This is a genomic window from Sunxiuqinia rutila (genome assembly GCF_050589705.1).
Taxonomy (GTDB): domain Bacteria; phylum Bacteroidota; class Bacteroidia; order Bacteroidales; family Prolixibacteraceae; genus Sunxiuqinia; species Sunxiuqinia rutila.
This window is the reverse complement of sequence record NZ_JBNGOT010000005.1, coordinates 150,873-167,727: the sequence shown is the minus strand read 5'-3', so window position 1 is coordinate 167,727 and position 16,855 is coordinate 150,873. Positions and strand designations below refer to the sequence as shown.

The 16,855-nt window shown below is 46.1% G+C and carries 12 protein-coding genes; all 12 read right to left on the bottom strand.

The features are described 5' to 3' along the window. Nucleotides 1-186 precede the first annotated feature (186 nt). Complete coding sequence (locus tag ACRD6K_RS07810; protein ID WP_430972810.1) at nt 187-2,907, bottom strand: family 78 glycoside hydrolase catalytic domain; 2,721 nt, start codon at nt 2,905-2,907, stop codon at nt 187-189. Nucleotides 2,908-3,346: 439 nt separating this feature from the next. After that, nucleotides 3,347-3,481, bottom strand: coding sequence for a hypothetical protein (locus ACRD6K_RS07805; protein WP_430972809.1), 135 nt, complete (start codon nt 3,479-3,481; stop codon nt 3,347-3,349). A 25-nt stretch (nt 3,482-3,506) separates the two neighbouring features. Then, nucleotides 3,507-5,591 (bottom strand): ferrous iron transport protein B, encoded by a 2,085-nt coding sequence (gene feoB, locus ACRD6K_RS07800; protein ID WP_430972808.1) that lies wholly within the window; start codon nt 5,589-5,591, stop codon nt 3,507-3,509. Between the two features lie 18 nt (nt 5,592-5,609). After that, on the bottom strand, nt 5,610-5,864 hold the full coding sequence (locus ACRD6K_RS07795; RefSeq protein WP_299576799.1) for a FeoA family protein: 255 nt from the start codon (nt 5,862-5,864) through the stop codon (nt 5,610-5,612). Between the two features lie 294 nt (nt 5,865-6,158). Next, entirely contained in the window at nt 6,159-7,190 is a 1,032-nt protein-coding gene (locus ACRD6K_RS07790) for a TQO small subunit DoxD (RefSeq protein ID WP_430972807.1), read from the bottom strand. A gap of 123 nt (nt 7,191-7,313) precedes the next feature. Next, nucleotides 7,314-7,700, bottom strand: a complete 387-nt coding sequence (locus ACRD6K_RS07785; protein WP_430972806.1) for a hypothetical protein — start codon at nt 7,698-7,700, stop codon at nt 7,314-7,316. Between the two features lie 342 nt (nt 7,701-8,042). Further along, the gene (locus tag ACRD6K_RS07780; RefSeq protein WP_430972805.1) at nt 8,043-10,736 is read right to left on the bottom strand and encodes a sodium:solute symporter family protein; all 2,694 of its coding nucleotides are present in this window, start codon (nt 10,734-10,736) and stop codon (nt 8,043-8,045) included. Further along, a complete protein-coding gene (locus tag ACRD6K_RS07775) occupies nt 10,736-11,905 on the bottom strand; it encodes a n-acyl-d-glucosamine 2-epimerase (RefSeq protein WP_430972804.1) in 1,170 nt (389 codons plus the stop codon). The genes ACRD6K_RS07780 and ACRD6K_RS07775 overlap by 1 nt, the downstream gene beginning before the upstream one ends. A gap of 28 nt (nt 11,906-11,933) precedes the next feature. Beyond that, a complete protein-coding gene (locus ACRD6K_RS07770) occupies nt 11,934-13,049 on the bottom strand; it encodes a hypothetical protein (RefSeq protein ID WP_488621823.1) in 1,116 nt (371 codons plus the stop codon). A 50-nt stretch (nt 13,050-13,099) separates the two neighbouring features. After that, complete coding sequence (locus ACRD6K_RS07765; protein WP_430972802.1) at nt 13,100-14,020, bottom strand: dihydrodipicolinate synthase family protein; 921 nt, start codon at nt 14,018-14,020, stop codon at nt 13,100-13,102. 44 nt (nt 14,021-14,064) lie between these two features. After that, the gene (locus ACRD6K_RS07760) at nt 14,065-14,739 is read right to left on the bottom strand and encodes a GDSL-type esterase/lipase family protein (RefSeq protein WP_430972801.1); all 675 of its coding nucleotides are present in this window, start codon (nt 14,737-14,739) and stop codon (nt 14,065-14,067) included. Nucleotides 14,740-14,750: 11 nt separating this feature from the next. Further along, nucleotides 14,751-16,841, bottom strand: a complete 2,091-nt coding sequence (locus ACRD6K_RS07755) for a GDSL-type esterase/lipase family protein (protein WP_430972800.1) — start codon at nt 16,839-16,841, stop codon at nt 14,751-14,753. Nucleotides 16,842-16,855 lie beyond the last annotated feature (14 nt).

Genomic DNA, 16,855 nt, shown 5'->3' with positions numbered 1-16,855 from the left:
TCCTGTTGTTTTTCAAAAAAGGTCAGGAGATTTCCAGAAAAAAGTCCAGACATTTTTAAATAAAGTCTGGACTTTTTTAATTTCTCTCCGGACTTTTTTCAGAAAAGTCCGGTCATTTTTGAGCAGGCCTTGAATCGCACCATCACAACAAGGCCGGCTTTTAGTTTTCCCGACTTGGAGCTTATGCTAGTTGGGCCATTCAAACAGGTAATCCCCCGAACCGATTTGAACCAAAACCCGACCGTTTTCCTGGCCCACTAGTGTTATTTCCTTGAATTCGGAGAATTGCTTACCTCCTTCAGTGATGGCGGCCGCATCAGAAGCCGGGATGGCAACAATCGCCTTGGTATTCACCGGCACCGAAACCTGCAAGGTCACTTTATCAACCCCTTTTTCCCATCCCGACACAACGGTACCGTAGTAGGTCTTCAGTTCTGCTTTGGCATAGGTTAATGGTTCTCCAAGCTGCGGCTGAATCCGGATTGCTTTATACCCCGGCTGATCAACCTCTGTATCGATACCGGCAACCACGCGGTACAACCAGTCGCCAATAGCTCCATACGCATAATGGTTAAACGAATTCATGCCCGGCGTTTGAAAAGTGCCATCCGGCTTAATGCCGTCCCAACGCTCCCAGATGGTGGTGGCGCCCATGGTTACCGGGTAGAGCCACGATGGATAGGTCTTTTGCATCAACAGTTCGTAAGCCACATCGGTATAACCAAAACGAGAAAGCACATGACACAGGTAAGGCGTTCCTAAAAAACCGGTAGTCAGGTGAGTGTTGTAAAGCCGAATGTTATCCACCAGGCGTTTTGCCGCCTGATCCCGAAGTTCTTCGGGCAATAAATCGAAATGAAGTGCCAGCACATAAGCTGTTTGCGTACCGGAAACCAATTTTCCTTTGGGTGTCATGTACTCCTGCGTAAAAGCATGCTTAATCTGCGCTAGCAAATCCTGATACACTTTTACATCGTCCTGCTTGCCCAGCACTTGCGCTGCCTGAATAAGCAACTGGGTGGAATGAGCATAAAAAGCCTGGGCAATTAAACTCTTGTCGGTAACGGCCGACATGCCCGAGTTATCATCAAAAGGACGGTAAAACAACCAGTCACCAAAAGAATGTTTCGGCCGCCACAAATCCTTATGACTCACATGCTTAATATAGTCCACCCAAGCTTTCATACTTGCATACTGAGTTTCCAGCAACTCCTTGTCACCATAGGCCAAATACATGGTCCAGGGAGCAATGGTGGCTACATCGGCCCACCCCGGACTAACCTGCTTGTTGTTCAAAACATCAGGAACAACATAAGGCACACCGCCATTTGCATACTGGTCGGCCGCAACATCTTTCAGCCATTTATCGAAAAAACTGTGCACCCTAAAATTGAAACTTGCGGTACGGGCAAAGGCCTGCGCATCACCTGTCCATCCCAAACGCTCGTCGCGTTGCGGACAGTCTGTCGGCACATCCAGAAAATTACCTCGCTGCCCCCACTGAATGTTATGCTGCAGCTGGTTAACCAAGTCATCCGAACATTCAAAGGAACCCGTTAGCTCCATATCCGAATAAAGGGCTGTTGCCGTAAAATTTTCAGGCTTCAATTCTCCCGGATAACCTTCAACCTTAATGTACCGGAAACCTTGCCAGGTAAAGTGCGGTTCAAATTCTTCCAAGCCCTCCCCTTTTAAAATGAAGGTATTTTGCTGCCTGGCCGACCGCAGGCTTTCGGTGTAAAAATTACCGTCCTTATCCAGTACTTCGGTGTGGGTAATGGTAATTTTATCGCCTGCTTTTCCGGCCACTTTTAGTTGCACCCAGCCCACAACATTCTGTCCAAAATCAATCACCTGGTCTCCCTCCGGTGTTTCTAGTATTTCTACCGGATGGAATATTTCCTGCTTTCGAATGGGCTCATTCTCTGTTGTAACCAAAATTGTCTTGGAGTAATTTTTCACCTCCACATTGCTCCAGCCACTGTCGTTAAATCCGGCTTCAGACCAGCCTTTCTGCTCCAGACGCGCATCGTAGGTTTCGCCATGATAAATTTCGGAATAAACGATAGGCCCAGTCGATGATTTCCAGCTTCCATCGGACAAAACCACTGCTGTTGAGCCATCATCATACGTCAGTTCCAGCTGAAAAAGCAAAGCCAGCTCGTCGCCATAAGCATCCACCTTCCCCTCAAATCCAATATTTCCGCGATACCAACCATTGCCTAAGGTTACGCCCACGGCATTATTGCCTTCGTTTATCAAGTCAGTTACATCATACGTTTGATACTGCAACCGTTTATTGTATGAAGTCCAGCCCGGTGCCAAACAAAGGTCACCCACCTTTTGCCCATTAATTTCTGCCTCGTAAACACCCTTGGCGGTGATAAAAGCCAAGGCCTGCACAAGCTTTTTATCGCTGGTGAATTCCTTGCGAAACAAAGGTGAAGGCCGACTCTTTTGCTCTTTAAAGCCAACCTGAATCCACTGAGCCTGCCAATTAGCAGCTTGCTGAAGACCAGTAACAAAAAAAGAAGGATCACTCCATTTCGATAGTTTTCCCTTGTTGTCACGAACCCTTACCTGCCAGTAATATGGAGTGCCCGGCGCCAATTCACTTCCCTTGTAAGGAACCAATACGGACTGGTCGGACTGAACAAGCCCGGAGTGCCAGCTCAATTTTCTCCCTTGCTTCAACGCTTTCAGATCCGGACTGACCCTGATTTCATAAGCTGTTTGCATCACATTTCGTTTGTCGGCAAGTAGCTGCCAACTTAAACGGGGCATGGGATCATCAATGCCCAAAGGTTCTTGTCTGTTTTCAACCAACAGATTAGTAACCTGCACTTGAGCCACTAAAGGAACAACACTGATTGAAAGAATAAATAACAGAAGAATTCGTCTTTTCATGATGGTTTAGAATTAGGTTATTTTAGGTATTGCGAATGAGTTTCTTCCGAGCTAGTCATTTCACAAGGTACAAAAGTTAGCCTGTTTTTCATTTACTACTTTCCGGTACCATCCTGTTTCCCAAGCATATTATCCAACATAAAAGCAGGCTCCCCTCCCAAGGAACCTGCCACAAACGCATCAACTAAAAATGAAGATTTAAAATAGTTTTTCTCACATGTCAATTACTTCTCTGGAGAAACCTCAACATGAGTAAGAATAACTTTATTCATTAGATACAACAACTTCGACAAAAACACTCACTATTTGGTGATGGAATTGTAAACGTGCTCAAAAAATAGACTAAGAAACGGATAAAGTAAACGCAGAAAAAAAGCCCCGGCAAAACGCTTTAACGTTTCTCCGGGGCTTTTTCTTTTAGAGCAACGAAGTAAGCCAATCAGTGGCATCCGCAATCGTCCATGCCGCAAGTCCGCTCTTTTTTACTTTTAGGTTTCAGAAAATATTTCTTCACCAAATAAGCTACCGCAGCGGCCACAGCCAGATAAACCAAAATATGTTGCAAACTCCACATCGTCAATTTCTTTATCGTTTAAAAATTAAGCAAGCATCTGGTAAGCTCCCAAAGCAACCAGGTAAGCAAATCCACTCATAAGCACCAGCTGAATGAATGGCCACTTCCAGCTGTTGGTTTCCTTTTTGACAATGGCCAGCGTACTCATACACTGCAAGGCAAAAGCATAAAACAAAAGCAACGAAATACCTGTCGGGAAATCAAAAAGCTTCTTCCCGGTCCGAATATTCACATCCGACGACATGCGTTCCTTAATCGTCTCTTCCTCTTCACTACCCACACTGTAGATGGTAGCTAAGGTTCCCACAAAGACTTCGCGGGCAGCAAACGAGGTCACCAGGGCAATCCCAATTTTCCAGTCGTAGCCCAAGGGCCGAATCACCGGCTCAATCGCATGACCAATGATACCGATATAAGAGTGTTGCAACTGGTATGAAGCCACAGCGGTCTGCATTTCCTGCTCGCTCAGCATCGTATTTTCAGGTTGTGCCCGAACAATTTCTTCAGCCTGGTAAAAATCATCGGAATACCCATTCGAAGCCAGAAACCACAAGACAATCGAAATGGCTAAAATAATTTTACCGGCAACCAGCACAAAGCTTTTGGTTTTCTCAAGCACGGTATAAAGCACATTTTTTGCCATCGGAACTTTATAGGCCGGCATTTCAACAACAAAAGTAGTATGTGCCTTATTTTTGATGATCTTATCCAGCACAAAGGCCGACAGAACAGCCATTCCAAAACCCAAAACATACAGGCCCATTAAAGTCAGCCCCTGCAGGTTGAAGCCCACAAAAGTCTGATCGGGAATAACTAAGGCTATAATGATCAGGTAAACCGGTAAACGGGCCGAACAGGTGATAAAAGGAGTCACCAAAATGGTAATCATCCGTTCTTTCCAGTTTTCAATGTTACGGGTAGCCATAACCGCCGGAATGGCGCAGGCAGTCCCTGAAATGAGTGGCACAACGCTTTTTCCACTCAGCCCGAAACGACGCATCAAACGATCCATCAAAAAGACAATCCGGCTCATATAGCCACTTTCTTCCAGCAAGGAAATAAATAAAAACAAGAAAGCGATTTGAGGTACAAAAATCACGACACCTCCAATGCCGGGCAGAATTCCTTCGGCCAATAAGCTGGTAAAAGGACCTTCAGGCAAGTGGTTGTTGGTCCATCCGCTCAGGTGCGCAAAAGACTGATCGATGAAATCCATCGGGATGCTGCTCCAGTTGTAAATAGCCTGAAACATCAGTAACATGATCAAAAAGAAAATGGCATACCCCCCGATACGATGCGTCAAAATACGATCTAAAACACTGCGCCAATCGGTCGCTTTCGTGCGATCAACCTGGTAGGCATCGTTCAAAAAACGATTGATAAACAGGTAGCGGGCAATGGTTTCTTTCTGTTGCAAACGTTTAATTTCGGGCGTGTTTCGTTCCGAATAATCATTCGCTTTTAGCAAGCTCTCATCAATCTTTTTTAGCGCAACATCCTGTGAAACACACAACCACAGGCGGTATAAATCTTCTTCGGGAAAGGCCTTTTGCAATCGCTCGAAATAAGTTGCATCCAACTCCGAAACAGATAGACAGGGCGAAACCGGCAACTGCTGGTAATCTTCAATCTGTTTCTTTAGCTCATCAATTCCTGTCTTCTTCCGAGCACTCATCAAGACAACCCGGGTGTTCAGTTTTTTCTCCAGTAACTCAACATCCAGGCTTATGCCCCGCCGTTCCATTTGGTCGGCCATATTGATCACCAAAATAGCCGGAATCTTCAAATCTTTAATTTGGGTAAAAAGAATGAGGTTGCGCTTGAGGTTTTCCACATCAGCTACCACCACGGCCAGATCCGGAAAATCGGGTTGCTCCTTTCTCAGCAGCGATTCAACCACCAGCTGTTCGTCCGCCGAAGAAGCATTCAGGCTGTAGGTTCCGGGAAGATCAAGAATATGCGCCTTTCCCCCTCCCGGCAAGCGGCAGGTTCCTTCCTTTTTCTCCACCGTAATTCCCGGGTAGTTCCCAACTTGCTGGTTCAAACCAGTCAATAAATTGAACAAGGACGTCTTGCCCGTATTCGGATTCCCAATAAGTGAGACCTTCAATTGTTTGCCCATTTTACTCTAAAGCACTTTGGTAATTTCAATCAAGTCAGCTGTTTCACGTCTGATTGCCAGATTATTTCCATTGATATTCAGAAACAAAGGGTCGCGAAACGGCGCTAGTTGAATTAACTGCACCTCATTGCCCGGCAAGCATCCCATTTCCTGAAGCTTAAGCGGAATTTTTTCCACTGCAAAATTTCCGATAATTCCCTTTTCACCTGGTCGCAGACTGTTAATGGTCTCTTGTATTGTTGAAATTGTTAAATCAATCATGCTTTAATTTTTTCTTTCGTTAGCTTGAATTCCAAGCGTTTTTATAAATCAGACATTACTATCCTTTTCCAAATAAACAAAAATAGTTTTCTGCCGAAACCTTAACAATCCCTATTACTAGTGATATTCTATTTGTGGCTGTAATTTTCAGAAGTACAGCTCCCCTTTTCTTATGACTAAAACGAATGAGTACATGAAACTTATTTATCAAAGCGCTGCTTTAAAAAGAAGGCAAACCGAAAGCCTTTGTCGTGAAACAAAGGCCTTCGGCAAGCAGAACGATCAAGTCCTTGACTAGTTTTCTACCTCCACAAATGCACTCCAGCTTGCCCCACTAATGTCGAGCAGCTTTAACTCGTATTTTCCGGCCATTAGCTGTTGCAACTGGTCATTTTCAATGCTCAAAGTCGCTTTTGCTCCCAATGGAATCACCAAGCTGTGCTTTCCGGGCTTTACCCGGGCAACATAGTTATTACTAATATTTTCCTCCGGGAAAGCAGCCAGATCATCACCGTCCAACGCAATAACGGTCTGTCCACTTTCATCCATCAGTTCAATCCCAATCAGGAATGAACCGTATACATCGGCTCCTTCCACGCGAAACACCTGAAATGAAAGTTGATCCTTGGCAATTTTTGCTTCAGCAATTTCAATTTTAGGCTTGACTGATTTGTTGTGCAGGTTTCCCCAAACCCCACCGTGAAAATGCTGGTTGGTAAATAAGGTGATGAATAAAATGAGGAATGACCCGGCAAAAACAAGCCGGTGCAGTTTTGTGAGCTGAATGGGTAAAACGCCCGAACCAAGCCAGCTAAACCATTTGTGTTTCGTTATCGCATGATCTTTCTTCTGCAAATAATAGTCGAGCGAATAGCGTCCGCTGCCAGACAAAAACAAGGTAAAACCCGAAGCTATTCCGAGAATCCCGATTTGCCATTCGTCCAGGCAGGTTGTACCAATCCAGCCTGAGCCCAATAAAATTCCCATGGCCAAACCAAAAACTCCGGCACTCATAAGCCTGGTAAAAAGTCCGAGCATAATGAAAAGCCCCACAATTCCTTCAATAATGGTAAAAGCTGCCATGGCCCACCACAACACTTCCGGGATGGAAACCAGGTACTCAATTACGGGACCAATGCCCAGCGCATTGGGCAGAAAATGGTTGAATTTTTCGCCAATGTAACCGGCCGCTTCCGGATCAAGTTTATTGGCTAAAAACAAGCGGCGCCAAAAAGCTGAGAAATAAGTCCAGCCTACAACCAGACGAATAGATAAGGTGAATAAACCAGCCAACTGATAAGACTGGGCTAAATTTTTATGTTGCATGTTATTTTGTTTTGAGTTCCCCCATCGTCAAACTATTCTGCAGACGCTGCACATATACAGCATCCCCTAACGACGAGGAATTAGTTGTTAAAAGATGATTTTACTTACTGCGCTCACATGCAATCAGGCAGCATACTTCAATCTTTTATACAAGAGGTAAAGAGGAACTTCAGAGCCCCTTAGAACAGGGGATCCCGACACGCGTTCAAATGTGGCTGCCGGTTGGTCAAAATCTGAAGTATTATTGGATAGAACGACCGAAGGTCCAAACGAGGCACTTGTTTTTACCACCTTATGCGGAACGGCATCTGCTGCATAATAATCATAACTACAGCTGGATCCGTACTGTACCGAAGCCTTAAACTTCACCAGGCTTTCCGTCGTTTGTTGCCCTATGGCACGTTGAAGCGTATTGCGAACCGAACAAGGAGCCAATGCCAAAAACAGGCCCATGAACACCACCGCCCACAGCTTGCTGCTAAAAATATTGTATTTGGAAATTGTACCCATCAGTCAAAAAAACACGCTTCAATAACTATCAAAAATCTTTCGTTGTTTTAATTCTGGCAAAAATAGAAAAGACCAGCAAGAGTCCCTACTGTTTAACAATTCATTAACTAGTTTCAGCCTCTCATTAACGACTATTAACGTTCCACTAAAAGTTCAGGCCTTTTGAACAAGCATGAAAAGGTTGGGATCGTTATGTCTATTAAAGTGAGTTAGAACATCCAAATAATCGGTTTTGTTTACTTGACCGATGCAATCCGGAATCTTGTCGCCAATTCTTTAAAACAAAAAAGTGCCTCCCAACTAATGGAAGACACTTTTTGAATCATATATCTAAAAAGAAGGCTATGCGTTTCGTTCGCGGCTTTGCCAGGTATAACCGGTTATCGTTTTTCGGTTGGGCAGAGCCAGGCTCAGCAACAAGGCCAGCACGACACTGGCGGCCATGCCTACCAGACCGTAAAGCAAAAACGAAAGATCCGAGTGATTTTTCACCAGCGTCAGAACAATCAGGCCACCAACAACACCGCCCAGTGCGGCATGGCCCGAAATTCGTGGAAAGAAAACACCCATCACAAACAAGGCACCAAGGCCTCCGGTCAGCAAGCCCAGGAACGTGTTAAACTGATCCCAAAGCGAAGCAATGTTCCAGGTGGCCAGCATCAAGGCCATCATTATTCCAAGTACGCCCACAATAATGCCGGACCAGCGGGCAACAGACATACTACGCCCCAGCGTTACCTTTTTAGCAAGCACCTTGTAAAAATCTGACGTGATTACCGCTGACACCGAGTTGATGTTGGACGACAAGGTTGACATTGCCGCGGCAAAGATGGCCGCAATCAGCAGTCCGGCAACACCAGCCGGCATTTGGGCCACAATGAACTGCGGAAACACCGAATCGATGTTGGGATTAACCACGGCCATCCGTTCAGGATTTGAAGTATAATAGGCATACAACCCGGTTCCTAAAAGGAAGAAAATGATGCTTACCGGTATGCTCAAAAAACCATTCAGCCAAATGCTTCGTCCGGTCGCTTTTTCATCTTTGGTTGTCATGTATCGCTGCACAACACTCTGGTCGCTAGTGTACGAAATTAAGGTGTTTGCCAACCCGCCAATCAGCACCACCCAGAACACTGGCTGTGTAAAATCGAACCGAAAATCGAAGGTGTGAAACTTATGATGCGCGGCAGAAATGTCTAAAAATCCGCCCAAACCGCCTTCAACCCCGGCCAACATAAAGGACAGCGCGATGAAGGCACCACCAACCAAAATGAATCCTTGAATAACATCGCCCCAAACAACGGCTTCGATACCACCACTGGTACAGTAAATGATGGTTACCACCCCCATGACAATAATGGCCAGGTAAATGTTAAAGCCAGTTACGGCATTCAGGGCCAATGAAGGCAGAAACAGCACAATGGCAATCCGGCTCACCATGAAAAAGACAAACAAAGCCGAAGCCAGCCAGCGCACTGACCGGTTAAACCGGGCTTCCAGGTATTGGTAAGCGGTATCAAAATTAAACCTTCGGAAAAAAGGCAAAAAGTAACGGATAACAACCGGAGCAATAACAATGATGGCCATGTTAAACATGAACATACGCCAGTCGGTGGCGTAGGATTTAGCCGGAATGGCAATAAAGGTAATCGCGCTTAGCGTTGTGGCGAAAATACTGATACCAGCAGCCCACCAGGGAATACGTCCTCCGGCTTTGAAAAAATCATCAGTGCTGCTTTCGCGTTTCATGAAATAAAACCCGAGGAGCAACATGCCAATAAAATAAACCCCCAACACCAAATAGTTGAGCCAGCCAAAAACCGGTTTCACCGTTATCCGGAATTCCTGCAACATGGGCGTGCGGGTGGCGGGTTTAATTTCGCCACCGGGAACAACCAGCGAGCCGTTCCACCAAACCGAAGAGCTAACTGCCACAGGCGTTCCTTCCCAGCTTCCTGCGTCAAACCACACATCGGTCACCGTATTATAAATCAATATTTTTGTATTGAATCCGGGATGATTGATCCACAGCGAATCCCGTTCAGACTGAGCCTGAGCATCGCCGTTCTGCATCCGGTTAATTGCTGCTTCCACCTGGTTGAAAGTAGCGCCGGAGTCGCCTCCAGCCACGACCACATGCGAAGCACCAACCGGGCTTGCTGCAGCTACGGCCAAGGACATCGCCTGTCCATCGGCAAGCTGGATATCTCTTTGCTGTTTCCAAACTTCTGCCGAAGGACGGAAACGAAATACGCCGGAGTAAAAAGTTGTTGTGCTGGCCCCGACTGCTTTGGCGCGGCCACCAAAAACAAAAACACTCACCTCTTCCCCATCCATCTGAGCAACAGCTGATGCGCCCGCCACCGGCATTGGGAAAGCGGCTAAAGTTTGCCAACCGGCAGACAAGTTCGCGATATCCAGTTTCAGAAACTGGTCGGTAGCACCGGTTGCACTTTGCCCGCCAACAACATAAACGGAATTTCCGATCACTGTTGCCGCCGGATTTTTAACAGCAACCGGCAGTTCTGGAAATTGCTCTAATTCAAGCTGATTATTTACCCAGCTGATTAAAACCACTTGTTTGCTTAAGCCTGCAGACGTTTGACCGCCCAGGCACAAAAGCCCCTCGGACAGCGAAACCGAAGCTCCTTCGGCAATGCCTTCCGGAAGTTGCCCATTCTGCACCAGCTCAACGGCACCATCCGTCCCGCGCTCAAACACAAGAACGGCATCAGAAAAATGCTTTTGTCCGCCTTCCCAGGGTTTGCCATCCGGAAAAGCAGAGCCGCCGGCCACAAGCAGCGCGTTGTTATGCACGCCTGCAAAAGCACCTGCCACCCCTTCCTGACCGGCAATTTGTTTGACATCACCCAATATGTTTTGGGTGCTTTGCTCAATGTGATTAATTTCTTCTTCGGCCAGCAGCTCTCCGCTCCACAGCCCCAACAGAACAAGAAAGGCCATCGTCACCTTTCTTGTTAAGCTGAATGCTGACCTGGCCATTTGTTGATTTCGTTTTTGATTTTGTCTCATTAGTTTAATTTTTCCAATGTTTGCCATACCTGATAAAGTCCGCGCGGTACATGGAAGCATCCCTTCCACTTGCCACCTTTCAGCGGCAGCAATACTTCGCCACGACGGTTCAGGTACCCAAACCATTCATCATGCTCCGGATCGGCAAAATGCGACCAGGTATAATCGTGTACTTTTTCAAACCACTGCAGGCATTCTTCGTTGCCTGTGTGTTTATAGGCTTTAATCAGGCTGATGAGCGTTTCAATATGCACCCACCACAATTTCTGATCCCACTCCAGTTGCTGAGGTGGATTGCCTTTAAAATCGAGGAAATAGAAAATGCCGCCAAACTCCTTATCCCAGCCAAACTTCAGGGTGTCAAGCATAATTTTCACGGCCTTTTGCATCAGGGCCTCATCGTTGCGGCGTTCTGCCAAATCCATGATAAACCACATCGCTTCAATGGTGTGTCCGGGGTTTAACAGCCGGCCTTCAAACGAATCGGAAAAGCTGCCATCGGGTTTCACATTTTCCAGAATCAGTCCGGAATCAGGCTGATAGAAAACATCCATCACCTCGTGAATCGCCTCATCAATGGTTTGATTCACCAGTTCTTCAGGAAGAAGATGCTCAATTTCCAGCGACAGGTTACACAAAATCATAGGCAATGAAAAGCCTTTCAGCGGACGCGTGCCATCAACCAGCTTGTTGTATTGTCCTTTGGGGTTGTTCTGGCGCGCCAGAATATTGTCGAACGTTTGTTTGGCAACCTCGGCGTACTTCTCGTTGCCGGTAGCCTGGTACAACTGGCCAAAAGCCATGGTTGCAAAACAGTCGGAGAAAATATTGTAAGGCTGAACCAGCGGCTTTCCTTCGCGTGTCAGCGAAAAATACCAGTTCAGCTCTCCATCATGTCCGTGCTTCAACAGGAAACGAGCGCCATGTTCGGCCATTTCCAGCCACTCCGCTTTTTTCTCAACCCGGTTGTACAAAGACGAAAACATCCACACCTCACGTGCCTGAAGCCAGACAAATTTATCGGTATCAAAAACTGTTCCGGTCCGATCCAGGCAAGTAAAATAACCACCAAACTCCTCGTCTTTCGAATTTTTCTCCCAAAAAGGAACTACCTTTTCCAGTAATTCCTTCTGATATTGTAATGCTAATTGTTTAAAATCCAAACTCATGATTTTTTGTTTTTATCCGAATTAAAGCTTATTCCTGACGGATGATTCCACGAATCACCTCGGCTGAACGCATGCCCGGACGAATTTCGCCTCCGGGAATAATAACCGACTCGTTCCACCAAAAGGCAGTGGTTGTTACCGGCGTCATTCCGGCCATATCTCCGGCCCGGCTCAACTTCCCGCTTCGGGTGTTGAAACAGAAAACAGCTGTGCAAAAGCCCTTATGGCTGGTCAAATGGTTTTCTTTCAGCTTCAGAAAATGGTCCTTTTCTTCGGGAGTATCAGCCAGAGCCACTGCGTTTATCAAACGCTCGGTTTGGTTAAAGGCTTCTCCCGTATCGCCACCAAACAACAGGATGGAGTCGCTGCCATAAGCCAGGCCCGTACCTGCTGAAAGTCCAAACGGCGCTTCGCCTTCAACCTGAAGTTCACCGGTTTTTTGCCATTCATTTTTTGAAGGTACGTATTTCCAGATAGCGCTCAAAAACTTAGAGGTTGCTCCAGCTCTGCAGCGGCCACCCAAAATATAAAAGCAGGTTTCTGTTCCGTCGTGCTGACAGGCAGCTACCGCATGCGACAAGCGTACCGGTAAGTCAGGCAGCTTCTGCCAACCAGCCTCCGGAGCTTGCAAATTCAGTGAAAAGAAATGACTCGTTTCGCCTGTTACGCCCATACCACCAGCCAGGTAAAGCGTTGTTCCGTGCGCCGCGGCTGCCGAGCTGGCCAAAGCCTCCGGCAACTGCGGATAATCTGTCATTTTCAGCTCATCCTCTTCGAATGAAAGGCAAAAAGCACGAGCGGCAGGGCCATCGCCAGTTTCTCCTCCTAAACTAACAATTCCTTTTTCAGTTGAAACACAAGCGCTGTAAGCCATTGGCTCTGGCAATTGCCAGTTGGCATGCTCCCAACTAAATGCAGCGTTTGCCTTTTGCTTCCATGTAAAAACCGTATCGTGATAAAGTTTTCGGCCTCCTTCCCACGGCATCGCTCCTTCAAAATTTGAACCTCCCGCCAGCACCAATCGGTTGTGGTGCACACCGGCGACAAGCCCTGCCAATCCATGCTGAAAAGCATTTTTATTGGTTACCGGAATTTCTTCCAGTTTTTCCCACTCTAGTTGCATATCGCTTAATCCTGCTTTTATAGTTTGAAACTGTAACCAGTTGATTTAAGGATGCTCGAAAAGCTTACACCTTAAATTTTTGAAAATAACGCTTCCATATCCAGCGCACGAACATCTGCCTGGAAGGCTTGGTAAGCTTCCGCTGTCATGTTTTTCACCGGTAAACGGAATTCACCACACTCCACGCCAACATAGCGCATATAGGCTTTTCCGGTAGCTATGCCTCCGTATTTACCGAGTAAACGAATCATGTCGATGGATTGCTGCTGCAGCTTACGTGCTTCCACAAAATTGCCTTCATTGTAAGCTTTAATCAGTTGATGGTAAAGCGGTGCTGCATAGTTAAACGTACTTCCAACGCCTCCACGTGCTCCCAATACCAGTGCCGACAACAGGTTTTCATCGCGTCCCCATAGCATGTCGTATTTTCCATCCTGGAAACTCAAACAGCTTAGGAAATCCATGAAATCTTCGTGCGTGTATTTGATACCAGCCAGATTAGGAATCATTGTACTGGCTTCCTGCAAAAACTCATACATCGACACGTTGCATCCCGTTAACACCGGAATGTGATAGAAGTAAACCGGCAATTGAGGTACAGCCTCAGCAATTTTAGCACAGAACTCAGCCAATTGCTTTCCGGTGGCTGGTTTAAAGTAGAAAGGTGCCAAAATAGCAATGGCGTCAACACCCAGTTCAGCTGAAGCTTTTGCGCTTTCAATACATTCCTTATAAGAAGTTCCACCGACCAGGTTAATCACCTTCAAGGCTTTGTGTTCCTTATTTAAAGCGGTCCAGGCAGCTGTAAGCTTTAGCTTCTCGTCTTGAGAAAGCGAAACACCTTCGCCTGTTGAGCCATTGATAAAGGCTCCTACCACACCATTTTTCTGCAAAAAATTATAATATGCAGGCAGCTGTTCCAGCTTAATCTCTCCATTGGCATGCATCGGTGTAAATGGTGCCGCAATCAATCCTTCAATTTTATTAATCATTGTATTCATAGTATTATTCCTCATTCCATTAATGGTGATTGTATTTAAATAAATTCTCGTATTATTTCAGACCAAAGTTGGTATCCTTCCCCTTTCAGGTGAAGACCATCATTCGTATAAATTGGATTCATATAGTCATTGCTGTCACTCTTAAATTCTGAAAATAAATCGATAAAGCTGCATGAAGTTTTCGTACACCAACCTTTAAGCCGTTGGTTGATCCAGAGAATTTCGTTTGTTTTGGAACAATGGCCTGAAAATTTTTCAAATTCAGGGTTTACAGGCAAAAGGCTTTGGATATAAACCCGGGTTTTAGGCGAATCGGATTGAATTTGCTCAGCAATTTTGCAAATATTGCTAAAAACAGCTTCTTTCGATAGTCCACGGGCAAGATCATTTATACCAATTAAAACAAACACCTTTGCCGGCTTCGATTCTGTCACTTCCGATAAACGGAACAAAACGCCTTCGGTGACATCGCCACTAATGCCTCGGTTTTTAATTCTCTTATTTTGAAAAAGTTCGCTCCACTCACCCCCATCAGTAATGCTGTTCCCCATAAATATAATTTCATTTTTCGTATTGGGTAGTTTCTCAAAAAGGGTTCTCCGCTGTTCATAGTAAGTCGATTGAAACGATTTTTTTCCCTCCTGTGCCCTTACCACAGGCAAACAGCAAACGAGTATCAGCGCAGTGACTATCAACTTTGCATTTAACATATTACTTCCTTTTAAATATCCCAATCCGAACATTCGAGTTGAAATGTTGAAGCAGGCAAGCCTTCTTCATTAGTTAAATTTCCCCGGGAGTAAGGTTTCCAGGCATAACGCACCTGATGCACCTTTAAATGATCTACCCGAATAAGAATCGTATTTCCTTTTAGTTTGCCCTCGGTTGAAATGAAGATTCCATCAGCTCCGGCAACTTCAAGCTCACGCACAGGCTTTTCATCTGCCGTTGTAAGCGTTGTAGCTGATTCAAACTGTAAGGTCAGCCAATCGCCTTTTTGCTGAAAACCGATTGGGTTGGGTCCGTTGCAAACAATTTCCTGTCCGTAATTCCGGTTTAGCGCCAACCGGGCAAAACGCTCACCAACTTCCTGTTTGCGCACAGGATGTACATCCAGGGAATCACCAAGATCGCTGGTTACAACCATTCCGGCATGAGGAATCTCATCGGCCAACTGGCGTTGTGCCTCCCGGAAGTGCGGCCATGAAGGACGGGTAAGGCTGGACAGTTGTGCAAAATAAAAAGGCATGTCGGCTTGTTGAAAACTCGTTCGCCAGGCTTCAACCAATGCCGGAAAAGCACGCTGATAATGCTCCACATTATGTGCATTCGATTCGCCCTGATACCAAAGGGTACCAGCCAATGGCAGACCAGTAAGCTGTTGCAAGCCGGCTTCAAAAATATAAGCGGGTTCATACGGGTGCCGTTGCAAATTATTCGTCGCCAGTGCCAGATTTTTAGCACCCCGCATCCGGCACCAGTCCATTAAAAAGTCATTTTTTTTCCAGTTATAAAGAACATCTACCAAATAGGGATCAGACTCCAGAGAGAACCGATCGATAAAAGACTCAACAGGTGCTCCTCCAACACTCAGTTGGATAAGCCCAACAGGAACATCAAGCGATTCCTGCAACTGTTTTCCAAAGTAATAAGAAATGGCCGAAAATCCGGCAGCAGTCGCAGCAGAGCAGGTTTCCCAATTTCCCTCAAAGTAATCAAGGTCATTCACTTTTTCCAGGGTTTCTAAATCCCATTCCGAATTATTGGGGCGCGCGATGCCCGCCAAATTAAAGAGTCGGATACGATCGTGATCAGCCTGCTGAAGAGCTGCTTTTCCGTTTTTCGAATCCTGCAGTTTGAATTCCATATTCGATTGTCCGGCACACAACCAAAGCTCTCCAACCAGAATATCCTCCAGCATGATCGAATCACCACTTTCTGTATAAACAGCCAAACGGTAAGGACCACCCGCCGGAACCGGATCGAAAACCAGTTTCCAGTTGCCGGCATTGTCAACCACCACTTCGCGCACTTGTCCGGCCAACCGGGCCATAACCTTTTCATGGCGATCGGCTTTTCCCCATACCGGTATTTCCCGTTTCTGCTGAAACACCATTTGATTCATCAAAACCGGAGCCAGCGTTAAGCCACCAAAATCACCGGTTAGATGCTGATAAACAGTTTTAGCCAAAATTGCAGCCCCCTTGGCGTTTGGATGAAGCGCATCAGGAAACAAATAAGGATGTGGATAAAGCGCTTGGTGCAAGTCAATCAGCCCCACTTCCATGGTTTCGGCAAGCTGTTCTATTTGAGCTTGAATTTGCCAAAACCATTCGTGGGTTCCGGATTTAAATCGTGGATGCGGATGAAAAATCGGTGTCATCCGGCAAATCCAAATTTGTACGTTGGGTGAACCCGATTCACGAAAATCCTGAATCAGCTGCCGGTAATCGTTCAAAAACTCATCGCGGTAGTTGGGCCAGTTTCGCGGATCCGTGTCATTCAATCCCAAATGAATAATGACAACATCGGGTTGATAGGCCAACGCATTCTGATAAGCATCCGTTTGAACGTAAGGCCGATGACCTTTGCTTAATAAGGTAGAACCGCTCACTCCCAAATTTCCAACCTGATAATCATCGCCAAGCAGCCCTTGTAGCTGAGCCGGATAAGACTCTTCTTTCGGATTCTCCAGCTTATACCCTTCAGTAACTGAGTCGCCAATGCAAGCTACTTTGGTTGGCTGTGCTGCAAGCCAGAAAGGTGCTACTATCAGCACCAACAAAGCCATTATGCTATTCTGTAGTTTCATAAATAACTGCTTCT